Below are 22,268 nucleotides of genomic sequence, written 5' to 3'. Positions count from 1 at the left end.
GGCCATGAACGCAGACAACTACCACAAGGACCGGATCGCCAACCGCAAGCTCCATCCCGAGACGCTGATGATGGGCTTCGGCTATTCGCCGGCCATGTCGGAGGGCTCGCTCAAGCCGCCGGTCTTCCTGACCTCGACCTTCGTTTTCGAGAACGCCCAGCAGGGCAAGGACTTCTTCGACTTCACCTCGGGCCGGCGCCAGCCCAAGCCCGGCGAGAAGCCCGGCCTGGTCTATTCGCGCTTCAACCATCCCAACATGGAGATCCTCGAGGATCGCCTGGCGATCTGGGACGAGGCTGAGAAATGCGCCGTCTTCGCCTCGGGCATGGCCGCGATCGCGACGACCTGCTTCGCCTTCCTGCGCCCGGGCGACACGATCCTGCATTCGCGCCCGCTCTATGGTGGCACCGAGACCCTGCTGAAGAACCAGATGGGCGCCTTCGGCGTCACCCCCTTCGGCTTCACCGACGGGCTCGACATCGCGCAGATGCGTGACGTCGCGCGGGCCGCCGCCGCCAAGGGCCGCGTCGCGATGATCCTGGTCGAGACGCCGGCCAACCCGACCAACGGACTCGTCGATCTCGCCGCCTGCAAGATGATCGCCGACGAGCTGGAGAAGTCGCAGGGCCACCGCCCGCCCGTCGTCGTCGACAACACCATGCTCGGCCCGAAATACCAGAAGCCGCTGAAGCAGGGCGCCGACCTCTCGCTGCTCTCGCTGACCAAATATGTCGGCGGCCATTCCGATCTCGTCGGCGGTTCGATCAGCGGCTCGGAGGCGCTCGTCCGTCAGGTGAAGGCCTGGCGCGGCTCGCTGGGCACGCAGGCCGATCCGAATTCCTGCTGGATGCTGATGCGCTCGCTGGAGACGCTCGACATCCGCATGAGCCGCGCCAACGAGAATGCCAAGCTGGTGGCGGAGTATCTGGAAAGCCACCCCAAGGTCGCCAGGGTCCACTATCTCGGCAATCTCAAGGACGGCGACCCGCGCAAGGCCGTGTTCGACCGCCAATGCACGGCGGCCGGCTCGACCTTCGCCTTCGACGTCAAGGGCGGCGAGAAGGAGGCCTTCGCCGTGCTCGACAACCTCCAGATCATGAAGCTCGCGGTCAGCCTCGGCGGCACCGAGACGCTGGTCTCGCACCCGGCCGCGATGACCCATTCCGGCGTCGCTCGTGAACTGCGCGAGGAAATCGGCCTGACCGATGCCCTGATCCGCATTTCGGTCGGCATCGAGAATATCGAGGACCTGATCTCGGATCTGGCTCAGGCCTTCGAGGCGGTCTGAGGGTAGTGCGGTCGCCGCGCCTACCTCAGCCGAGGCCGAGGAACAGCGCCAGCGACCGGTTCACCGTGATCATCATCTCGGGATCGAGGCGGCCGACGACCGAGCCAATCCGATCCCGGCGCACGGTCATCGCCTTGTCGACCATGATCTGGGAGACAAGGCGCAGGCCGTTCGTGGCATCGGGCTCGACTGTCAGCCGGATCAGCGGCGCATCGACGAGATCGCTGGAGATGAGCAGCAGCGTCACAGTCGCTGTCAGCTCGAACGGATCGGCCTGAACGATCAGGGCAGGGCGCGGCTTGCCGAAATCCCCCGAGATCGCGACGGTGACGAGGTCGCCGCGTTTCATTCAGGCGTGCGATTCAAGTCTTCCAGGGCGGCGTCCAGAAATACACCCAGGTCTCGATCGGCGCTGTCGCTGTTGGCGACGAGGCGTGCCTGACGCCGGCATTCTTCGTCGAAGCCCGGCCGCCGCGTATCGGGAACCCAGATTTGCACTGGCCGTAAGCCGGCAGCCCGCAACGCCTCGCGGCGCTTCTGGACACGTCTGGCTGTTGAACTGGGCATATGGATCATTCCCGCAAGCGTTACATGTAACGCTTGCGGGTTGGCTCTGCAAGGCTATGGGGAGCCGTGATCCTAAACCCCGACCCGTCCCCAGCCCGGCAGCTTCAGCGCCGGGCTGCGCAGGTCGAGCCCGGCGACGAGGCCGAGCAGGTTGATCTCGATGCCTTCGACCCAGCCCACGGTCACGCCGGCGAGCCCGTAGAGCGAAGCCTGGATGCCGGTGCGGCTGGCGGTCAGCCCGGCGAAGAGGCCGTCGGCGCGCCAGTCCTTGCCAAGTGCAGTCGGCGGCAGCGCCTGCCGGAGCTCGGGCACCTCGGCCAGAACATGCTGCACGAAGCTGTTCGAGTTCGGCCCCGGCCAGGCGAGATAGCTGCCGGGGCTGGAATAGGCGTAATCCGCCACGGCCGCGCGAATTCGCGGGATCAGGCGCTCCGCCGTCTCACCTCGGATTTCGACAACGGATTCCGGCATGTTGCCGAACCAGCGGCCATCGGCCTCGCGATGGTTGACCCGGAGCGGGGCACCCCAGCCGACGACGTCGAAGCGGGTATAGGCGCTGGCGCCGCGCTCCTTCACCACGATCCAGGAGTGATGGGCGAAGATGCCGCGCCAGCGCCCGACGCGCGCGGCGAAGACATGCACCGTCGCTTCCGGCTCGGCAGAGGCGGCGGGCAGCAGCTTGGCGCTGGTCCAGTCGGCGCGCCGCCAGTCCGGCGCATGAGTCTGCCAGTACCACCAGCCCGCATGGCTCGCGAGCGGCAGCAGGAAGGCGATCGCGAAGAACAGCAGGAAGCGGCGGAACAGGCGCATGCGGTACGGTATGTGCATGACGATGGAGGCCGGCAAGGCGGCCGCCGTTCACGCTTGCGTCAGGCGCAGCTTGCCTGTGCGCTGGCGTTCGCTCTCGCCCTCTAGCGGTTGATGCCGGGGGGAAAGCTGGTAGCTTGCGCGCGCCAACACGATGGAGGGGCGGATTGGGTAGGACGACGAAGCGACTGACAGAGGCGATTGCCGCTTGCGCGATCGGACTGGGACTTCTGGCTGCACCGGCGGTCGCGCAGGACAAGCAACTGCGCATCTTCAACTGGTCCGATTATGTCGATCCGGAGGTGCTCGACGCCTTCAAGAAGGAAACCGGCATAACCGTCGTCTACGACACCTTCGACCAGATGGAGACGGTCGAGACCAAGCTTCTGGCCGGCAAGACCGGCTACGACCTGATCGTCGTCACCGCCTCCTTCCTGCCGCGCCATATCCCGCTGGGCCTCTATCAGCCGGTCGACAAGGACAAGGCGCCGAATCTCAAGAACATCTGGCCCGAGATCCAGACCCGGCTGTCGAAATACGATCCCGGCAACAAATACGCCGTGAACTACATGTGGGGCACCACGGGGATCGGCTACAACACAGCCAAGATCAAGGAGCGCCTCGGTCCCGACGCGGTGATCGATAGCTGGAAGATCGTTTTCGAGCCGGAAACGCTGAAGAAGCTCTCGAATTGCGGCGTGCATGTGCTCGACGCGGTCGAGGAGATGTTCCCGGCGGCCCTGCGCTATCTCGGGCTCGATCCCGACTCGAAGAAGGAGGCCGATCTCAACAAGGCCGGCGAGCTCCTGCGCAAGATCCGCCCGTATATCCAGAAGTTCCACTCCTCGGAATATATCAACGCGCTGGCGAACGGCGATATCTGCCTGGCCGTCGGCTATTCCGGCGACATCCTCCAGGCCAAGAAGCGCGCCGAGGAAGCCAAGAACGGCGTCCAGGTCGCCTATTCGATCCCGAAGGAAGGCGCGCTGATGTGGTTCGACTCGCTGGTGATCCCTAAGGACGCCGGCAATGTCGAGGCCGCCATGAAGTTCATCGACTTCGTCAACAAGCCCGAGATGGCGGCGAAAAACTCGGACTTCATCCAATATGCCAACGGTAATCTCGCCTCGAAGCCGTTCCTCTCGGCGGCGGTGCGCGACAATCCCGGCATCTATCCCTCGGATGAGGTGATGGGGCGGCTCTATACGATCACGCCCTATGACCAGAAGTCCCAGCGGCTGGTGAACCGGCTCTGGACCCGCGTCAAGACCGGCAAGTGACCGGCACCGGACGGATCGCTGGCGCCATGAAGAAGACCTCGCCCGGCAGCGTGCGCCGGGCCTTCCAACCCTGGAACGATCCGGCGGCGAAGCCGCTGGTCACGTTCCAGGGCGTGACCAAGCGCTTCGGCGACGTCACCGCCGTGGGCGATCTCTCGCTCGCGCTCTATCCGCGCGAGTTCTTCGCATTGCTCGGCCCGTCTGGCTGCGGCAAGACCACGCTGATGCGCATGCTCGCCGGCTTCGAGACGCCGGATGCCGGCACGATCCTGCTCGATGGGCAGGACATCACCGGCATCCCGCCGCACCTGCGGCCGATCAACATGATGTTCCAGTCCTATGCGCTGTTCCCGCATCTGAGCGTGGCCAGCAACATCGCCTATGGGCTGAAGCGCGAGGGGCTGCCGCGCGCCGAGATCGACCGGCGCGTCGAGGAGATGTTGGCGCTGGTCAAGCTCTCCGGCCTGGGCGGACGCAAGCCGCACCAGCTCTCCGGCGGCCAGCGCCAGCGCGTCGCGCTCGCCCGTTCGCTGGCGAAGCGGCCGAAGCTGCTGCTGCTCGACGAGCCGATGGCGGCGCTCGACAAGAAGCTGCGCGAGCAAACCCAGTTCGAACTGATGGACCTGCAGAGCGAGCTCGGCCTCACCTTCATGGTCGTCACCCACGACCAGGACGAGGCCATGACCATGGCCGACCGCATGGCGGTGATGGACCACGGCAGGCTTGTCCAGATCGGCCCGCCCGACGTGATCTACGAGGCGCCGGCCAATCGCCATGTCGCGGAGTTCGTCGGCGACATCAACATCTTCGAGGGCCGGATCGTGGCCGTCGACGGCGAACTGATCCGCGCAGAGGTGCCGCATGTCGGCACGGTTGAGCTCGACGAAGAGGCGCTGGCCCTGAGGCCGGGCGCGCCGCTCGTCGTCGGCATCAGGCCGGAGAAGATCGAGATCGGCCATGACGAGCCGAACCAGACCGCCAACAGGGTCGCGGGCGAGATCTGGGATATCGGCTATCTCGGCGACTTCACCATGATCCAGGTGATGCTCGGCGGGGAGGGTGGTCAGCTCGTCAAGGTCGCGCTTGCCAACCGCACGCGCCGGCTGGCCCGGCCCTTCGCCTGGGACGACAAGGTCTGGCTCTCCTGGGATGTCGAGGCCGGCGTGGTGCTGCCGCCATGAGCGCGGCCGCCTCGCTGCAGCGGCTGCGCCGCCTCGTCGCGGCCGTGCCGTATCTCTGGCTCACGCTGTTCTTCCTCGTTCCCTTCGCCATCGTCCTGCGCATGGCCTTCTCGCAGGCAGCGACAGCCCTGCCACCCTATGCGCCGCATTGGGAGGGCCTCGCCCAGCTTGGCGAATTCCTCTCCCAGCTCGATCTCGCGAATTTCAGCCTGCTCGGCGATGACGCGCTCTACTGGCAGAGCTATCTCTATTCGCTGCGCATTGCGGCGCTGACCACCGTCTTCGCGCTCGCGATCGGCTATCCGCTCGCCTATGCCATGGCCTCGGCGCCTGCGCGTTGGCGCGGCGTCCTGCTCGTCTTCGTCATCCTGCCGTTCTGGACCTCCTTCCTGATCCGCGTCTACGCCTGGATCGGCATCCTGAGGCCGGAAGGCTTGCTCGATACGGCGCTCGCCTTGCTCGGTTTCGAGGGCGAGCCTCTGCGCCTGCTCAACACCGAGGCGGCGGTGCTGCTTGGCATGGTCTATTCCTATTTGCCCTTCATGGTGCTGCCGCTCTTTGCGGCGCTGGAGAAGCTCGATCGCGGCCTGCTGGAGGCGGCCGCCGATCTCGGCGCTACGCCGGTCACGGCCTTCCTGACGGTGACGCTGCCGCTCTCGCTGCCAGGGATTCTCGCGGGCTCCGCGCTGGTCTTCATTCCGGCTGTCGGTGAGTTCGTCATCCCCGATCTGCTCGGCGGTCCGGATACGGTGATGATCGGCAAGGTGCTCTGGAACGAGTTCTTCTCGAACCGCGACTGGCCGCTGGCCTCGGCGGTGGCGGTCGTGCTGCTCGTCGTGCTGGTGCTGCCGCTCGTGCTCCTCCAGCGGGCGCGCCTGAGCCGGGAGATGGCGGCATGAGCCGGCTCGGTCCCGGATTGATCCTGGCGCTGATCGTCGGCTTCGCCTTCCTCTATCTGCCGATCCTGACGCTCATCGCCTATTCCTTCAACGCCTCGCGGCTGGTGACGGTCTGGGGTGGCTTCTCGACGCATTGGTACGGCGCGCTCATGCAGAACCAGCCCCTACTCGACGCCGCCTGGCTCTCCGTGCGCCTCGGCTTCGTCTCGGCGACGCTGGCGACGGTACTCGGCACGCTGGCGGCGCTCGCTCTGGCGCGCCACGGTCGCTTCGTGGGGCGTACCCTGTTCTCAGGCATGGTGCTGGCGCCGCTCGTGATGCCCGAGGTGGTGACGGGGCTGTCGCTGCTGCTGTTGTTCGTCGCCGCCGATGTCGAGCGCGGCTTCTGGACAGTGACGATCGCCCACGCGACCTTCAGCCTCGGCTTCGCCTGCATCGTCGTACAGTCGCGACTCGTCGGCTTCGACCGCTCTCTTGAAGAAGCGGCGCAGGATCTTGGCGCCACGCCGTTCGTCACCTTCTGGACGGTAACCTTGCCCTTGATCTGGCCGGCGGTGGCGGCGGCCTGGATGCTCGCGTTCACGCTCTCGCTCGATGACCTCGTCATCGCGAGCTTCACGACCGGCCCCGGCGCGACGACGCTGCCGATGCGGCTCTATTCGGCGGTGAAGCTCGGCGTTTCACCCGAGATCAACGCGGCCTGCACGATCATGATCGGGGCTGTCGCCGTCGTCGTGGTCGCGGCTTCGCTTCTTTTGAAACGCGAGCAACTGTCCGGCAGTTAAACCGTGGCTGAACGGCGCCCTCAAAGCCCGTTCAGCCACGCCATGCGAATGTCCGATCCGTGGCAGGGCGATCCCTGCCGGAACAGGACATGAGACCATGTTTGGCAATCGCGCCCGGATCGGTTTGGCAGTTCTCGCGATCAGCGCTGCCGCGCTTGCGGCTTCAGCTTTCGCCGGAGCAGGCGAGGCCCAGGCCTTCGGCGGTTATGAGCGCTCCTATGATCGTCCGAGCTACGGCTATGGTTGGCGCCCGGCGCCTCCGGCCGTCCACGGCTTCTGGGGGCAACGCCGCTGGAATCGCTATTCCGACGACTACGGCATGCGGCCGCCTCCGCCGCGCTACGGCTATGGTTACGGCTGGCGGTAAGTGTCGCCACGTCGGTCGTGATCATGGGGCGGGCGCTGCCGGCTGGCAGCGCCCGCCTTCTTTTATTCCGCAGCCGTCCGCTGGGCGTAGCCGAGGCGCTCGTTCAATTCCTGCAGCAGCTTCTCGGCGGCGTCGGCGATGACCGTGCCGGGCGGGAAGATCGCCGAGGCGCCGGCTGCGATCAGCGCGTCGAAATCCTGCGGCGGGATGACGCCGCCGACCACGATCATGATGTCGGGCCGGCCGGCCTTGGCGAGCGCCGCCTTCAGCTCCGGCACGAGCGTCAGATGTCCGGCCGCAAGCGACGAGACGCCGACGATATGAACGTCGTTCTCGACCGCCTGCCGCGCCGCCTCGTCCGGCGTTGCGAAGAGCGGGCCGATATCGACGTCGAAGCCGAGATCGGCGAAGGCCGAGGCGATCACCTTCTGGCCGCGATCGTGACCATCCTGCCCCATCTTGGCGACGAGGATACGCGGGCGGCGGCCGTCGGCCTCCTCGAAGGCCTCGCACATCAACTGGACGCGCGTCACGGCTGGGTTCATGTCGCCGACCTCCCGCTTGTAGACGCCCGATATCGCCTTGATTTCGGCGCGGTGGCGCCCGAAGACCTGCTCCATCGCCAGCGAAATCTCACCGACCGTCGCCTTGGCGCGGGCGGCCTTGACCGCGAGATCGAGCAGGTTGCCGTTGCCGGCTGCGCCATTGGTCAGCGCGGTCAGAGCGGCCTGAACTTCGGTCTCGTTTCGCTCGGCCTTGAGGCGCTTGAGCTTGTCGAGCTGCTGGGCCCGGACCGCGGCATTGTCGACCTTGAGCACGTCGATCGCAGCTTCGCTCTCCGGCTTGTAGCAGTTGATGCCGATGATCGCCTGTTGGCCGCCATCGATGCGGGCCTGCGTCTTGGCGGCGGCCTCCTCGATGCGCAGCTTCGGGATGCCCGCCTCGATCGCCTTGGCCATGCCGCCGAGCTTCTCGACCTCCTGGATATGGCCCCAGGCCTTCTCGGCCAGCTCCGCGGTGAGCCGCTCGACATAATAGGAGCCGCCCCAGGGATCGATGATCCGGGTCGTGCCGCTCTCCTGCTGCAGCAGGATCTGGGTGTTGCGGGCGATGCGGGCTGAGAAATCGGTCGGCAGCGCCAGCGCCTCGTCGAGTGCGTTGGTGTGCAGCGACTGGGTATGGCCTTGGGTTGCCGCCATCGCTTCGATCATCGTGCGCGGCACGTTGTTGAAGACGTCCTGCGCCGTCAGCGACCAGCCCGAGGTCTGGCAATGGGTGCGTAGCGGCAGGGATTTCTCGTTCTGCGCGCCGAAATCCTTGACCAGCTTCGCCCAGATCAGCCGGGCGGCGCGCATCTTGGCGACTTCCATGAAGAAGTTCATGCCGATCGCCCAGAAGAAGGACAGGCGCGGCGCGAAGACATCGACGCTCAACCCCGCCCGCTGGCCGGCGCGGATATACTCGACGCCGTCGGCCAGCGTGTAGCCGAGCTCGAGGTCCTGCGTCGCGCCGGCCTCCTGCATGTGGTAGCCGGAGATCGAGATCGAGTTGAACTTCGGCATGTTGGCCGAGGTGAAGGCGAAGATGTCGCCGATGATCCGCATCGAGGGCGAGGGCGGATAGATATAGGTGTTGCGGACCATGAACTCCTTGAGGATATCGTTCTGGATGGTCCCCGAGAGCTTGGCCTGCGACACGCCCTGTTCTTCCGCCGCGACGATATAGAGCGCCAGCACCGGCAGCACGGCGCCGTTCATCGTCATCGAGACGCTCATCTGGTCGAGCGGGATGCCGGAAAACAGCGTGCGCATGTCGTAGATCGAGTCGATCGCGACGCCGGCCATGCCGACATCGCCGGCAACGCGCGGATGGTCGGAATCGTAGCCGCGATGGGTCGCGAGGTCGAAGGCGACCGAAAGCCCCTTCTGCCCGGCGGCGAGGTTGCGCCGGTAGAAGGCGTTGGAATCCTCCGCCGTGGAGAAGCCGGCATATTGCCGGATCGTCCAGGGCTGGTTGACGTACATGGTCGGGTAGGGGCCGCGCAGATAGGGCGCGATGCCGGGCAGCGTCTCGACGAAGGGCAGGCCGTCACGATCGGCGGCGGTATAGACAGGCTTGACCGGGATATCCTCGGGCGTCTGCCAGGCTTCGCCCATAGGCAGCGCGCTTGTGGCAGGACGCGCCGTGCCAGCGAAGGAGAGCTTCGTGAAATCCGGGATCGCGGTCATGAACGCCCCTCCAGTTTCGCCAGGGTCCGGCGCCGTTTCGCCAGGGCGGCGTCGAGCTTGCGACGCCTGTCCAGCTTGCCTTTGGCCTTGCCACTATCGCCGCCGTTGAAATCGAGCCCGCCGACATCTTCGAACAGGATCGCCAGCAGCAGGGCGACCAGGATCACCGGTATCCACAGCGTATAGCGGCCGAGCCACCAGGCGAGCCCCGCGAGACCGAGACAGGCCGCCGTCACGGCAAGCGGATGATACATGAAATAATGCAGCTTCGCCGCCACCGCGATCAGCAGCAGGGCGATAAGGCCCACGGCGACCAGCGTATCGATGACGGCTCTGCGCCAGAGCCGGCCATCCATATGCTCCAAGAGCGCGATCTCGCGCCGCAACCGTTCGGCGCGGCGCTGGCGCAGCGGCGATGATGAACCGGATGAAGCCGCCATCGCCCTCACGTCCTGTCCCACCAATGGTGGAAATGATGTACCGGTCCGTGGCCGTGGCCAACCTCGACCTGATCGGCAGCCGCGATGGCCGCCGAGATATAGGTCTTGGCGTGGCCGACAGCCTCCGGCAGCTCCAATCCCTTGGCGAGATTGGCCGCGATGGCGGAGGACAGGGTGCAGCCGGTACCATGGGTGTTGCGCGTCGCGAGGCGCGGTGCGTTGAAGCGCTGGCGCGCGCCGCCCGCGAGCAGCAGGAGGTCGCTGCTGATAGCGCCGGTGCCGTGCCCGCCCTTGACCAGGACATTGGCGGCGCCGAGCGCAGCGAGCTTCTCGGCCTGCTCGTCCATCGCCTGATCGGTCTCGGCCATGCTGGTGCCGAGCAGGGCCGCGGCCTCCGGCAGGTTCGGCGTGATCAGGGTCGCGAGCGGGAAGAGATGCGTGCGGATCGCCTCGACCGCCGCGCTTTCCAGCAACCGCGCGCCGGATGCCGCGATCATGACGGGGTCGAGCACAACATTCCTCGCGCCATGGCGCTTCAGCCCGGCCGCAACCGTCTCGATCAATTCGGCCGTCGCCAACATGCCGATCTTGACCGCCCCGACATCAAGGTCCTCGAAGACGGCATCCATCTGCTGGGCGACGAAATCGCGCGGCACAGCATGGATGGCGCTGACGCCCTTCGTGTTCTGCGCGGTCAGCGCGACGATGACGCTGGCGCCATAGACCTGATGCGCCGCGAAGGTCTTGAGGTCGGCCTGGATGCCGGCGCCGCCGCTCGAATCCGAACCGGCGATGGTGAGGGCGATGGCAGTCAAACTCTTGTCTCCGGTCAGACGCCTGCGATGGCCTGCGCTTGCTTGAGCGTCTCGACCACGTCGCAGCCCATGTAGATGAACGTGGCGACGCCGGCCTTTTTCAAGGCCTCGCTCTCGGCCGGGCGCCCGGCGAGCCAGACAGTCGCGCCGGCCTTGGCGAGAGCCTCGGCCGCCGCCGCGCCTTCGGCGGCATAGGCCGCATCCGAGCCACACAGGCAGGCGAGCTTCGCGCCCGACGCACGGAAGGCGCCGACGAGGGCGTCGAGATCGGTCGCACCGTCCTTGGCGAAGCCGTCGCCGCTGGGGGCCGCGAGCCCGCCGGCCTCGAACAGATTGCGGGCGAAGCCGGCGCGCGCGGTGAAATCGGCGATCGGGCCGAGCGTCGCGAGGAAGACGACAGGACGTTGCGACTGGGCATCGGCCTTGTCGCGCAGCACCTCGAACGGCTCCGCCAGCCGCAGCGAGGGCAGGGGCTCCGCGCGCAGGCCTGCGGCAGGTGCTGCCAGCGCATCGGCCCGGCCGGCGCCGCCGACGAAGGAGCGGATGATCTCGCCCTGGTTGCGCTCGGCGAGGCTGCCTTGCACGCGCTTCCCGTCGAGCTTGACCGGCGCGATGGCGAGCACCTTTGCCGTTTCCTCGCGGATATTGGGGAATTCGCTGGTGCCGGTGATCGGCTCGCGGCGCGTTGCCACGGCCTTGGCGCGGGCGGCGCGCTGCTCGGCGAGCGTCTTCTGGAGATGGCCCTCGACCAATGCGGCGACGATGCCGCCGAGATCCCCGCTGCGCTGCCGCTCGATGTCCTGGAAAGCCTGCCAACCATGTTCGCAGAGTGTCTGTGTCAGTGTCTCGAAGCCGCCAGCGCCGGCGGCGGGATCGGCGACGCGCCAGAGATTGCTTTCCTCCAGCAGGATGAGCTGGGTGTTGCGGGCGATACGGCGCGCGAAGCCATCCGGCAGGCCGAGCGCGGCGGTGAAGGGCTGGACCGCGATCGAATCGGCGCCGCCGACCCCGGCCGCGAAGGCGGCGACCGTGCCGCGCAGCAGGTTGACGTTCGGGTCGCGCTTCGTCAGCGAGCGCCACGCGGTCTCGGCATGGATACGTGCCGGCTTCGGCGTCAGGCCGCAGGCTTGCTGGATGCGGTTCCATAGCAGGCGGGCGGCCCGGAATTTGGCGACCGTCAGGAATTCGTCGGTATCGGCGACCAGCGTGAAGGCCAGCGCGTCGCGCGCCTCGGAGAGCGACATTCCCTGCGCCTCGAGCGTGCGCAGATAGGCGACCGCCGTGGCGAGCACAGCGCCGAGTTCCTGCGCCTCGCTGGCGCCGGCCTCGTGATAGGGGCGGCTGTCGACCTCGATGAACGGTCCGGCGAAGCCGCGTTCCTTCAGCGTGCGGATCGTCGCCGTAAGCCGGCGGCCGAGCTCGGGCCAGGGCGCCGCGAGCGAGCCACGGCAGGCGAAGACGCCGATGGGGTCGAGCCCGAAGGAGACGGAGAGCTCGCTCGGCGCATGGCCGCGCTTCTGGATCAGGGCAGCCAGCAACAGGGCGCTGATGCGGGCCTGCGGGGCCGGGTCGAGCCGCAGGTGGATCAGGTCCAGGATCACGCCCTGGAGCGTAGTATCGAGCGTCGCGACATCGTCGGCGAGAAGACCGTAGCCGCGGGCCGCCAGCGCGCCTGCGAAGCTGATGGTCAGGGTGTCGGCTCCCCCCTCGAGGTCGGCGAGGGCGAGCGTGCGCGCCTCGGCCGGCTTCGGGTGGTCGAGCCGGGCCGCGACTTGCCAGCGCCCGGCCTCGGCGCGCAGGGCCCGTGCGGGCGCCGCGGCGGCAGGATAGAGCGGCTCGATGCGGATTCCGTCGGCAGTACGGCCGACGAGCTTCTTCTCGAAATCGGCGCCCTTCAGGACCTTGTCGACCGCTGCGCGCCAGGCGTCATGCGACGGCGCCGCGAAAGCGTCGAGATAGGGAAGGTCGGATGGGGCAACCGAGTTCATGCGCGCCGATGCTCCTCTTCCGCACAATGTGCAGCCGTGGAGCGCTGATTGCCATGGGTGCGCGCGCACCGCCATCCCTACTTCGTCGCAAGGCAGGTGCGAGAATACAAAAACGCCGCGGCACTATCCTGAGACGGCGCCGCGGCGTTCGGGAATTCGGCTGAAGTCAGACGAACTGGCTGAGGCCCGGGATCGCGCCGACGATGGCGCCCATGGCATCCTCACCGGCCTTCTCGCGGCCCACCGCGAACATCTCCTTCGAGACGCTCTGGATCTGGCCCATCGAAAGCCCGGCGCTCATGAGCTGACCGCCGAGCGCCATCACGCCGCCGCCGCCCATCAGCCCGCCGATCGCGCCGAGCATGCCGCCCTTGGCGCCGCCTTCGGCATCGGCGAGTTCCTGCGCGCCCGGCAGCGCGGCCATCAACTGACCGATCTCGGCAGCCGGACCTTCCTTCTGCAGGAAGGCGAGGATGATGCCGATCGCCTTGCGGGCGAGCTCTTCATTGATGCCGGCGGCAGCCGCCACGCGCGTGAGCAATTCTTCCATGGAACCCAAACCCCTCGCCAAACGGCTTCGTCACGAAGCCTTCGAAAAATAGTTTACATGTTTACGATCTGATTTCCAACGGCCCTGGGCTTCCGCCTTCTGCGTCGTTTGGTTACATCCTTGCGGAACCGATTTGAAAACCGGATGGGCGAACTCGATGGCGAATGACGGCGCGATTCTGATCGGCAAGAGCGGCAAGCCTGAAAACCTCCTGCTCAAGCTCGCCAATCGCCATGGGCTGGTGACCGGCGCGACCGGTACCGGCAAGACCGTGACGCTCCAAGTCATGGCCGAAGGCTTCGCCCGCAACGGCGTCCCGGTCTTCGCTGCCGACATCAAGGGCGATCTGTCCGGCATCGTCGCGCCCGGCGATTCCAAGCCGCCCTTCGTCAACCGGGCCAAGGAGCTCGGCCTTAAATACGAGCCGGACCAGTTCTCCACCGTCTTCTGGGACGTGTTCGGCGAGCAGGGCCATCCGGTCCGCGCCACCATCTCCGAGATGGGCCCGCTGCTGCTGGCGCGCCTGCTCGATCTCAACGACACGCAGGAAGGCGTGCTCAACATCGCCTTCCGCATCGCCGACGAGCAGAAGCTGCTGCTGCTCGACCTCAAGGACCTGCGCGCGATCCTGACCTTCATCGCCGAGAACGCGCAGGAACTGACCACCAAATACGGCAATGTCACCTCGGCGACCGTCGGTACCATCCAGCGCGCCTTGCTCGTGCTGGAGAACCAGAAGGGCGATCTCTTCTTCGGCGAGCCGGCGCTCGACATCAACGACCTGATGAAGACGGATCGCGACGGCCGCGGCATCGTCAACATCCTCGCCGCCGACAAGCTGATGAACAATCCGCGGCTCTACGCGACCTTCCTGCTCTGGCTGCTCTCGGAGCTGTTCGAGCAGCTCCCGGAGGTCGGTGATCTCGACAAGCCGAAGCTCGTCTTCTTCTTCGACGAGGCGCATCTTCTGTTCAACGGCGCGCCGAAGGCCCTGCTGACCGCGGTCGAGCAGGTCGTGCGCCTGATCCGCTCCAAGGGCGTCGGCGTCTATTTCGTCACGCAGAACCCGCTCGATATCCCCGATACGGTGCTGGCCCAGCTCGGCAACCGCGTCCAGCACGCGCTGCGCGCCTTCACCCCGCGCGACCAGAAGGCGGTGCGCGCCGCTGCCGAGACCTTCCGTCAGAACCCGAAGATCAACACCGAGGAGGCGATCAGCCAGCTCGCCGTCGGCGAGGCGCTGATCTCGATGCTCGAAGGCAAGGGCTCGCCGGAGATGGTCGAGCGCGCGCTGATCGCGCCGCCGATGGCGCAGGTCGGCCCCTGCTCGCCGCAGCAGCGCCAGCAGGCGATCAACGCCTCGCCCGAGAAGGGCAAGTACGAAACCATGGTCGACCGCGAGTCGGCCTACGAAGTGCTGATGCAGCGCAAGAACCTCAATCCGAACGGCTCGCCGGTCGAGGCCTCGGCGGATGGCGGAGGCGGCGGCATCCTCGACACGATCGGCGGCTGGCTCGGCGGCGGCGCGCCCCAGCAGCGCCCGAAGACCGGGCCGGGTTCGCGCGGCGGCCCGCTGCCGCAGAGCATGGCCGAGAAGATCATCACCTCGGCCGCCCGCTCGGCCGCGACCTCGATCGGCCGGCAGGTCGGCACGGCGATCCTGCGCGGGATTCTGGGGTCGATGTCTGGGAAGCGCTGAGGCTCGGAGGGGTTAGCACGATGCCGGAATGCAGGTAGAGGTTATGCGGCATCATCGTCGCGCCGATACTACTTTGTTGCAGTAAGGGGTGTTGGCTTGCGGCGGGCCTGTCAATTTAGTTGCGAACGATTGGCAACTGTAGGTGATCGATAGGAGCGAGCCTGCCCGTCATGCGCGAATAGAGGCTGACGCCTGCGGCGGGGCTTGCCATGATGGCGTCATCTGAATCGCATCCGATGGCTGCCATGACCAAGCTCCCCGCCATTCTCGCCCGCCTCGACGACGGGCTCGACGCCTCGCTCGATCGTCTCTCGACCTGGCTTGAAATCCCCTCGATCGGCACCGATCCGGCCTTCAATGCGCAGACGCGCGCCGCCGCCGAATGGCTGCGGGCCGATCTCGAAGCGCTAGGCTTCAAAGCGGAGCTGCGCGAGACCGGCGGGCACCCTGTCGTCCTCGCCCATCGCCCCAAGCCCGGCGCGCCGCATGCGCTGTTCTACGGCCATTACGACGTCCAGCCGGTCGACCCCGTCAGCCTCTGGGACACCGATCCGTTCAAGCCGGTCGTCCGCGAGCTGGAGCCCGGCCGCAAGATCATCTCGGCGCGGGGCGCTTGCGACGACAAGGGCCAGGTGATGACCTTCATCGAGGCCGTGCGCGCGACGCTGGCCGAGACCGGCGATCTGCCGATCGGCCTGACCATCCTGGTCGAGGGCGAGGAGGAATCCGGCTCCGTCAACCTGCCCGGCTATATCAAGGCCAATGCCGCCGAGCTGAAGGCGGATTACGCGCTTGTCTGCGACACCGGCATGTGGGACCGCGAAACCCCGCTCATCACCTCGACTTTGCGCGGCATGGTCTATCAGGAGGTCACGCTGACGGCTGCCGATCGCGATCTGCATTCCGGCCTGTTCGGCGGCGCCGCTGCGAACCCGATCCATCTCCTTGCGCGCATACTCGGCGAGATCCACGACGAGACCGGCCGCATCACCGTCCCCGGGTTTTACGAGGGCGTGCATGAGCCGACCAACGCCCAGAAGGCGGAATGGGCCGACCTCAACCTGACCGAGAAGGAATTCCTCGGCCAGGTGGGCTTGAAGCATTCCGTCGGCGAGAAGGGCCGGATGCTGATCGAGCAGATCCAGTCGCGCCCGACCTGCGACGTCAACGGCATCTGGGGCGGTTATACCGGCGAGGGCAGCAAGACGGTCATTCCGGGCAAGGCCTCGGCCAAGGTCTCCTTCCGCCTCGTCGGCGACCAGGACCCGGCCAAGATCGCCGCCGCCTTCCATCAGTTCATCCGCGAGCGCCTGCCCGACGACGTGACGGCCGAGTTCATCAGCCACTCCGGCTCGCCGGCTTTGGCGGTTCCTGTGGACTCGCCGGTACTCCAGAAGGCGCGCGTCGCGCTCGCCGATGAATGGGGCGGCCGTGTCGTCTCGATCGGCAGTGGCGGTTCGATCCCCGTCGGCGGCGATTTCAAGCGCACGCTCGGCATCGACACGCTCTTTGTCGGCTTCGGCCTCGACGACGACCGGGTCCATTCGCCCAACGAGAAATACGACCTGTCCTCCTTCCACAAGGGCCAGCGCTCCTGGGCCCGTATCCTGCAGGCCCTCGGGTCATGAGATCGGTCTGCGTCTTCTGCGGCTCGAACCCGGGCAATGACCCCGTCTACGCGGCGGGCGCCCGTGCCATGGGCGCCGAGATCGCCCGGCGTGGCTTGACTCTGGTCTATGGCGGCGGCGCGGTCGGCCTGATGGGCATCGTCGCCAATGCGGCGATGGAGGCCGGCGGTCAGGTCCACGGCGTCATCCCGCAGGCGCTGAAGGACAAGGAGGTCGGCCATGTCGGGCTGACCCGGCTCGAGGTCGTCGACACCATGCACACCCGCAAGGCGCGCATGGCCGAGCTTTCGGACGGCTTCATCGCCATGCCCGGCGGCATCGGCACCTTCGAGGAATTATTCGAGATCTGGACCTGGGGTCAGCTCGGCATCCATGCCAAGCCGCTCGGCCTGCTCAATGTCGCCGGCTTCTACGATCCGCTGGCGACTTTCCTCGACCGCACCGTCGAGGCCGGTTTCCTGAAGCAGAACCACCGGGCGATGGCGATGACCGATACCGAGCCGGCGACGCTGCTCGACCGGATGCAGAATTATGTCCCGGCCGCGACCTATAAATGGATCGAGAAGGAACAGGCCTGACGCCTCCTGGTCGATGCATCTCAGAATTGTAGGAATATTGTCCTTGACATCGTGACGCTGATCCGGTAGAGATCAGGAACGCTCACGAAATCTGCCCGAACGAAGCCGCCGCGCTCTCCAGCCGGCGGCTTTTTCGTGCCCGTCATCGGGAAGGACGCGATGGCCGAAGAGGAAACCGCAACGCCGCAGCCGGCCGCCGGGCCGAAGTCGAAACGGAAGGCGATCTCGCGCAAGACGGTGGTGGGCCAGCTCTGGCGTGCCGCCAAGCGCCAGATCGACACGCATGAGGAGCATCTCGCCGACCTGCCGAAGGGCACGACCGCCAGCGAGGCCGACGCCAAGGCACTCGCCGTGCTCGCACGCACCGTCCGGGAACTGGTCGCGATCGAGGAGCCCCCGGCTACGAGGAAGGACAAACGTACGGATGACCCTTCCGCTGCCGACGATCTGCGACATGTCGCACAGCTCCGTCAGGATCTTGCTCGACGTCTTGAAGCGCTGGCCGCTCAGGATGCGGGTGAGAATTCTCAGGAAGCTGATGCCGACGGCGACAGCGGATGAGGTCGAACTCATCCGCAGTACCTGGGACATCTGGGCGCGGCCCGATCAACTGCCACCCGAACCGCTGAAGCCGATCTGGCTGGTGCTGGGCGGTCGCGGCACCGGCAAGACCCGCACCGGGGCCGAATGGGTCAAGGGCATGGCGCTGGGCCATCCGCCCTTCGCGGAGAGGCCGACCGAACGGATCGCTCTTGTCGGCGAGACCCAGGCACAAGTGCGCGACGTGATGATCGAGGGCGTCTCCGGGCTCCTCTCGATCCATGCCCGCTGGGAGCGGCCGACCTGGCAGCCATCGCTGCGTCGCCTGCAGTGGTCGACCGGTGCGATCGCGCAGGTCTTCACGGCAGAAGATCCGGAAGCATTGCGTGGCCCGCAATTCGGCGCCGCCTGGTCAGACGAACTGGCGAAATGGCCGAATCTTAGGGAGTGCTGGGATATGCTGCAATTCGGCCTGCGCCTTGGCGATCATCCGCGCCAGATCGTGACGACGACGCCGCGCCCGCTGCCCTTGGTGAAGCGCCTGCTGGTCGAGCCGCATGTCGCGGTGAGCCGGGCGCGGACACAGGACAACCGCTACAACCTCGCCGCCGAATTCGTCCGCACGGTCACGCAGACCTATGGCGGCACGCGGCTCGGCCGGCAGGAACTCGACGGCGAGATCGTCGAGGAGAGCCCGGACGCGCTCTGGACGCGGGCGATGATCGAGGCAGCCCGCGAGCGCGAGAAGCCTGCGCTGGCCCGCATCGTGGTCGCGGTCGACCCGCCCGCCACCTCCTCGCAGCGGGCCGACCGATGCGGGCTCGTCGTCGCCGGCGTCGATCATAGCGGCACCGGCCATGTGCTGGAGGATGCGACGCTGGCCGGCGCGCGGCCGCAGGAATGGGCGGAGAGGGCGGTCGCGCTCTATCGTCGCCACGAGGCCGATGCGCTGGTCGTCGAGGTCAACCAGGGCGGCGAGATGGTCGAAAGTATCATCCGCGAAGTCGATGCCGGCGTGCCGGTGATTTCGGTGCGGGCGACGCGCGGCAAATACCTCCGCGCCGAGCCGGTCGCCGCGCTCTATGCGCAGGCGCGGGTGCGCCATGCCGGGGTCTTTCCCGAACTTGAGGACGAGATGTGCGCTTTCGGGCCGCGTGGCCTCGAAACCGGTCGCTCGCCGGACCGGCTCGACGCGCTCGTCTGGGCGCTGACCCATCTGATGCTGGCGCCGAAGGCCCGGCCGCGGGTGCGGGGCATCTAGCCCTCGCTTCTTTCACGCTCAAACAGCGAGACATCCATGTTCGATTTTCTTCGCAGCCTGCGCGGCCGAGCCGCGCCGGGCCAGAAGCGCTCGCGCGTCGGGCCGCTGATCGCGTTGCACGAGGCGGGGCGCGCCGTCTGGACGCCGCGCGACTATGTCGCGCTCTCGCGGGAGGGCTATGAGCGCAATCCGGTCGTGCATCGCTGCATCCGCCTGATCGCGGAGGCGGCGGCGCAGACGCCGCTCGTCGCCAAGATCGGTTCGCGCGAGGTGCCGGAGCATCCCGCGCTCGCCCTGATCGAGCGGCCCAATCCGCGCCAGGGCGGCATTGCCTTCCGCGAGATGCTGGTCGGGCACCTGCTCGTCGCCGGCAATGCCTATGTAGAAGCGGTCGGCACCGGTCGCGAGCCGCGCGAACTCTATGCGCTGCGGCCCGACCGGATGCGCGTCGTGCCCGGTCGCGACGGCTGGCCGGAGGCCTATGACTACACGGTCGGCGGCGACACGGTGCGCTTCCGGCAGGATGAGGGCGGCTTGCCGCCGATCCTGCACCTGACGCTGTTCCACCCCGTCGATGATCATTACGGCCTGTCGCCGATCGAGGCGGCGGCGGTCTCGCTCGACATCCACAATGCAGCCGGGAGCTGGCACAAGGCCCTGCTCGACAATGCGGCGCGCCCGTCCGGCGCCCTGGTCTATGACGGACCGGAAGGCGCGACGCTGACCGAGGCCCAGTTCGACCGCCTCAAGCAGGAGCTGGAGGATTCCTTCCAGGGTGCCCGCAATGCCGGCCGCCCGCTGCTCCTCGAAGGCGGTCTGGACTGGAAGCCGCTTTCGCTGACGCCGGCCGAGCTGGATTTCGTTGCCGCCAAGGGCGTCGCGGCCCGTGAGATCGCTCTCGCCTTCGGCGTGCCGCCGCTGCTGCTCGGCCTGCCCGGCGACAACACCCGTGCCAATTTCGCCGAGGCCAACCGCGCCCTCTGGCGCCAGACCGTCATTCCGCTGGTGCGTCGAACGGCACAGTCGCTGGCGCAGTGGCTTGGCCCGGCCTTCGGCGACGAGCTCGTGCTGGAGCCCGATCTCGACGCCATCGAGGCGCTGGCGGAGGAGCGGGAATCGCTCTGGCGCCGGCTCGGCGCCGCGACCTTCCTCGACGAGGACGAGAAGCGCGAGGCCGTCGGCTATGGCCGGCGCGCCTCCGGGAAGGAGGCCTCATGAACATGCTCGAACAGATCGTCGCGGCCTTCGTCGGCCGTGCCGATGTCGGCCATCTCGGCCTGCTGCTCTGGGCGGCGAGCGCCTCGGGGCTGGCCTGGCTCGTCCTGCGCGAGCTGACCGCCGCCAATCGCCGCTTCGACGATTTCGTCCGCGAGCTCAACCGCTTCAACGCACGCCAGGAGGGGGATACTCCATGAAAGGCAGAAACGGCGCGGCCAAGCCGCCGCCCAAGGCTCCCGCGCCTGCCCGCGCGGGGAGGGCATCGCGCAATGGCGCGCCTGTCGAGACCTTCAGCCGCTTCGTCAGCCAGCTCGCCAAGCTCGAGACCGGGCGGACGAAGGGTGGCCGGGACGGCGCGGAGGGCGAGCAATGATGCCGCGCAGTCCGGTCCGTGCCTCGCTCGAATCCAAATTGCTGCCGCTACAGCCAGCCCGGATCGGGCTGGACGGTATCTTCGAAGGCTATGCCAGCCTCTTCCGCATCCCCGATCTCGGCAAGGATATCGTGGAGCCAGGCGCCTTCCGAGAGAGCCTGCAACGGCGCGGGCCGACTGGCGTTAAAATGCTGTGGCAGCATGATCCGGCCGAGCCGATCGGCCGCTGGTCGAGCCTGATCGAGGATAGCCGCGGCCTGTTCGTGCGTGGTCGGTTGTCGCTCGCCGTCGCCCGCGCCCGCGAGATCCATGCGCTGATGCTGGACGGCGCGATCGACGGGCTCTCGATCGGCTTTCGCCACGAGAAGGCCCGCACCGAACCGCGAACCGGTCTGCGCAGGCTCGAACGCATCGATCTCTGGGAGGTGTCGGTCGTGACCTTCCCGATGCTGCCCCAGGCCCGGATCGCCGCCGTGAAGGCGACCCGGCCTTCCGCCTTCATCTGAGCCATCACCCCGAGGAGAGACCATGAGCCATCTCAACACCGCGCCCGAGACCAAGGCCGCCGGCGGCGATCTCGCGCTGGCTTTCGAGGACCTGCGCTACACGTTGGAGAATTACCGCGCCACCAATGAGGAGCGCCTCGCCGGGCTCGAGGCGCGCCAGAATGTCGACCCGCTGACCGAGGAGAAGCTCGTCCGCATGGACGCGGCGCTCGACGACACCATGCGCCGCATCGACCGGCTGACGCTGGAGCGCGGCCGCCCGGCACTCGGCCAGGACGGCCCGCGCGATCCGCTGACCGCCGAGCACAAGGCCGCCTTCGGAGCTTACGTCCGCGCCGGTGAGGCCGGAGGGCTGAAGCGGCTGGAGGCCAAGGCGCTCTCCGCCGGCTCCGGACCGGATGGCGGCTATCTCGCGCCGGCGACCGTCGAGGGCGAGATTCTGCGCCGCCTGGCGAACGTTTCGCCGATCCGCTCGCTTGCCACGGTGCGCACGATCTCGTCCGGCACCTACAAGAAGGCGTTTTCGACCACTGGTCCGGCTTCCGGCTGGGTGGCCGAGACCGCGGCGCGGCCGCAGGGCGCTTCACCGACCCTGGCCGAACTTTCCTTCCCGGCCATGGAGCTCTACGCCATGCCGGCGGCGACCCAGACCCTGCTCGACGACGCCATCGTCGATATCGACCAGTGGATCGCCGAGGAGGTCGAGAGCGCTTTCGCCGAGCAGGAGGGCGCCGCCTTCGTCAACGGTGACGGCGTCGACAAGCCGAAGGGCTTCCTGGCCTATCCGACGGTCGCCGAGGCGAGCTGGAGCTGGGGCAATATCGGCGTGCTCAACACCGGCGTCGCTGGTGCCTTTCCGGCCTCGAACCCTTCCGACGTGCTCGTCGATCTCGTCTATGCGCTGAAGGCAGGCTTCCGCCAGAACGCTTCCTTCGTGATGAACCGGAAGACGCAGGGAACCGTCCGCAAGTTCAAGGACTCGACCGGCAACTATCTCTGGCAGCCTCCGGCCTCGGCCGGCGCGCCGGCGACCTTGCTCGGCTTCCCGCTTGTCGAGGCGGAGGATATGCCGAACGTCGCCAACAATGCGGTCTCGATCGCCTTCGGCGACTTCCGGCGCGGCTACCTCGTCGTCGACCGGGCCGGCGTGCGCATCCTGCGCGATCCCTACTCCGCCAAGCCCTATGTGCTGTTCTACACGACCAAGCGCGTCGGCGGCGGTATCCAGGACTTCGCCGCGATCAAGGGACTGAAATTCGCGGTGTAAATC

24 protein-coding genes are annotated in these 22,268 nt (G+C 67.1%); 16 read left to right on the top strand and 8 right to left on the bottom strand.

Translation table 11 applies throughout. The features are described from left to right. Nucleotides 1–4 precede the first annotated feature (4 nt). Nucleotides 5–1,288: a cystathionine gamma-synthase family protein gene (locus Q9235_RS06530; protein WP_306226009.1), complete on the top strand. Its 1,284-nt coding sequence runs from the start codon at nt 5–7 to the stop codon at nt 1,286–1,288. 25 nt (nt 1,289–1,313) lie between these two features. On the opposite strand, the gene Q9235_RS06525 is transcribed toward Q9235_RS06530, so the two are convergent. The 3 genes from Q9235_RS06525 to Q9235_RS06515 form a co-directional block, all read right to left on the bottom strand. Continuing rightward, nucleotides 1,314–1,637: a type II toxin-antitoxin system PemK/MazF family toxin gene (locus Q9235_RS06525; RefSeq protein ID WP_306226008.1), complete on the bottom strand. Its 324-nt coding sequence runs from the start codon at nt 1,635–1,637 to the stop codon at nt 1,314–1,316. Continuing rightward, complete coding sequence (locus Q9235_RS06520) at nt 1,634–1,855, bottom strand: antitoxin MazE family protein (RefSeq protein WP_306228141.1); 222 nt, start codon at nt 1,853–1,855, stop codon at nt 1,634–1,636. The genes Q9235_RS06525 and Q9235_RS06520 overlap by 4 nt, the downstream gene beginning before the upstream one ends. Nucleotides 1,856–1,927: 72 nt before the next feature. Beyond that, entirely contained in the window at nt 1,928–2,665 is a 738-nt protein-coding gene (locus tag Q9235_RS06515) for a DUF3750 domain-containing protein (protein WP_422678350.1), read from the bottom strand. A gap of 164 nt (nt 2,666–2,829) precedes the next feature. Between Q9235_RS06515 and Q9235_RS06510 the strand changes: the two genes are divergently transcribed. The 5 genes from Q9235_RS06510 (at nt 2,830) to Q9235_RS06490 (ending at nt 7,174) form a co-directional block, all read left to right on the top strand. Then, nucleotides 2,830–3,942: a polyamine ABC transporter substrate-binding protein gene (locus Q9235_RS06510; RefSeq protein ID WP_306226007.1), complete on the top strand. Its 1,113-nt coding sequence runs from the start codon at nt 2,830–2,832 to the stop codon at nt 3,940–3,942. 26 nt (nt 3,943–3,968) lie between these two features. Continuing rightward, complete coding sequence (locus tag Q9235_RS06505; RefSeq protein WP_306226006.1) at nt 3,969–5,123, top strand: ABC transporter ATP-binding protein; 1,155 nt, start codon at nt 3,969–3,971, stop codon at nt 5,121–5,123. Then, nucleotides 5,120–6,022: an ABC transporter permease gene (locus Q9235_RS06500; RefSeq protein ID WP_306226005.1), complete on the top strand. Its 903-nt coding sequence runs from the start codon at nt 5,120–5,122 to the stop codon at nt 6,020–6,022. Before Q9235_RS06505 ends, Q9235_RS06500 begins: the two co-directional genes overlap by 4 nt. Continuing rightward, nucleotides 6,019–6,807 carry an ABC transporter permease gene (locus tag Q9235_RS06495; protein WP_306226004.1) on the top strand — a complete coding sequence of 263 codons (789 nt, stop codon included), beginning with the start codon at nt 6,019–6,021 and terminating at the stop codon, nt 6,805–6,807. The genes Q9235_RS06500 and Q9235_RS06495 overlap by 4 nt, the downstream gene beginning before the upstream one ends. A gap of 97 nt (nt 6,808–6,904) precedes the next feature. Beyond that, complete coding sequence (locus tag Q9235_RS06490; protein WP_306226003.1) at nt 6,905–7,174, top strand: hypothetical protein; 270 nt, start codon at nt 6,905–6,907, stop codon at nt 7,172–7,174. A gap of 62 nt (nt 7,175–7,236) precedes the next feature. Here Q9235_RS06490 and scpA read toward each other — a convergent pair whose 3' ends face one another. From scpA to Q9235_RS06465, 5 genes are all read right to left on the bottom strand, one after another. After that, nucleotides 7,237–9,402 carry a methylmalonyl-CoA mutase gene (scpA, locus tag Q9235_RS06485; RefSeq protein ID WP_306226002.1) on the bottom strand — a complete coding sequence of 722 codons (2,166 nt, stop codon included), beginning with the start codon at nt 9,400–9,402 and terminating at the stop codon, nt 7,237–7,239. Beyond that, nucleotides 9,399–9,842: a hypothetical protein gene (locus tag Q9235_RS06480; protein ID WP_306226001.1), complete on the bottom strand. Its 444-nt coding sequence runs from the start codon at nt 9,840–9,842 to the stop codon at nt 9,399–9,401. The genes scpA and Q9235_RS06480 overlap by 4 nt, the downstream gene beginning before the upstream one ends. 5 nt (nt 9,843–9,847) lie before the next feature. Beyond that, on the bottom strand, nt 9,848–10,657 hold the full coding sequence (gene thiD, locus Q9235_RS06475) for a bifunctional hydroxymethylpyrimidine kinase/phosphomethylpyrimidine kinase (RefSeq protein WP_306226000.1): 810 nt from the start codon (nt 10,655–10,657) through the stop codon (nt 9,848–9,850). A 14-nt stretch (nt 10,658–10,671) separates the two neighbouring features. Beyond that, nucleotides 10,672–12,645: a methylmalonyl-CoA mutase subunit beta gene (locus tag Q9235_RS06470; RefSeq protein WP_306225999.1), complete on the bottom strand. Its 1,974-nt coding sequence runs from the start codon at nt 12,643–12,645 to the stop codon at nt 10,672–10,674. 166 nt (nt 12,646–12,811) lie between these two features. Further along, complete coding sequence (locus Q9235_RS06465; protein ID WP_306225998.1) at nt 12,812–13,195, bottom strand: DUF2267 domain-containing protein; 384 nt, start codon at nt 13,193–13,195, stop codon at nt 12,812–12,814. A gap of 157 nt (nt 13,196–13,352) precedes the next feature. Here Q9235_RS06465 and Q9235_RS06460 point away from each other — a divergent pair, with 157 nt between their 5' ends. The 10 genes from Q9235_RS06460 (at nt 13,353) to Q9235_RS06415 (ending at nt 22,265) form a co-directional block, all read left to right on the top strand. Next, nucleotides 13,353–14,894, top strand: coding sequence for a helicase HerA-like domain-containing protein (locus Q9235_RS06460; RefSeq protein WP_306225997.1), 1,542 nt, complete (start codon nt 13,353–13,355; stop codon nt 14,892–14,894). 245 nt (nt 14,895–15,139) lie between these two features. Beyond that, nucleotides 15,140–16,522: a M20/M25/M40 family metallo-hydrolase gene (locus Q9235_RS06455; protein WP_306225996.1), complete on the top strand. Its 1,383-nt coding sequence runs from the start codon at nt 15,140–15,142 to the stop codon at nt 16,520–16,522. Continuing rightward, nucleotides 16,519–17,100 (top strand): LOG family protein, encoded by a 582-nt coding sequence (locus tag Q9235_RS06450; RefSeq protein ID WP_091855733.1) that lies wholly within the window; start codon nt 16,519–16,521, stop codon nt 17,098–17,100. The genes Q9235_RS06455 and Q9235_RS06450 overlap by 4 nt, the downstream gene beginning before the upstream one ends. Nucleotides 17,101–17,259: 159 nt before the next feature. After that, nucleotides 17,260–17,661 (top strand): hypothetical protein, encoded by a 402-nt coding sequence (locus Q9235_RS06445; protein ID WP_306225995.1) that lies wholly within the window; start codon nt 17,260–17,262, stop codon nt 17,659–17,661. After that, nucleotides 17,639–18,901 carry a DNA-packaging protein gene (locus Q9235_RS06440; protein ID WP_306225994.1) on the top strand — a complete coding sequence of 421 codons (1,263 nt, stop codon included), beginning with the start codon at nt 17,639–17,641 and terminating at the stop codon, nt 18,899–18,901. The genes Q9235_RS06445 and Q9235_RS06440 overlap by 23 nt, the downstream gene beginning before the upstream one ends. A 36-nt stretch (nt 18,902–18,937) precedes the next feature. Beyond that, nucleotides 18,938–20,119, top strand: a complete 1,182-nt coding sequence (locus Q9235_RS06435) for a phage portal protein (protein ID WP_306225993.1) — start codon at nt 18,938–18,940, stop codon at nt 20,117–20,119. Beyond that, nucleotides 20,116–20,316 carry a hypothetical protein gene (locus Q9235_RS06430; RefSeq protein WP_306225992.1) on the top strand — a complete coding sequence of 67 codons (201 nt, stop codon included), beginning with the start codon at nt 20,116–20,118 and terminating at the stop codon, nt 20,314–20,316. Before Q9235_RS06435 ends, Q9235_RS06430 begins: the two co-directional genes overlap by 4 nt. Further along, nucleotides 20,313–20,492, top strand: coding sequence for a hypothetical protein (locus Q9235_RS06425; RefSeq protein ID WP_306225991.1), 180 nt, complete (start codon nt 20,313–20,315; stop codon nt 20,490–20,492). Before Q9235_RS06430 ends, Q9235_RS06425 begins: the two co-directional genes overlap by 4 nt. Beyond that, nucleotides 20,489–20,998: an HK97 family phage prohead protease gene (locus Q9235_RS06420; RefSeq protein ID WP_306225990.1), complete on the top strand. Its 510-nt coding sequence runs from the start codon at nt 20,489–20,491 to the stop codon at nt 20,996–20,998. The genes Q9235_RS06425 and Q9235_RS06420 overlap by 4 nt, the downstream gene beginning before the upstream one ends. 22 nt (nt 20,999–21,020) lie before the next feature. Further along, a complete protein-coding gene (locus tag Q9235_RS06415) occupies nt 21,021–22,265 on the top strand; it encodes a phage major capsid protein (RefSeq protein ID WP_306225989.1) in 1,245 nt (414 codons plus the stop codon). The last annotated feature ends 3 nt before the right edge of the window (nt 22,266–22,268 follow it).

The organism is Bosea beijingensis, from assembly GCF_030758975.1.
Taxonomy (GTDB): Bacteria; Pseudomonadota; Alphaproteobacteria; order Rhizobiales; family Beijerinckiaceae; genus Allobosea; species Allobosea beijingensis.
Note: the sequence above shows the minus strand (reverse complement) of the source record. Positions and strands in the feature narration are given on the sequence as shown.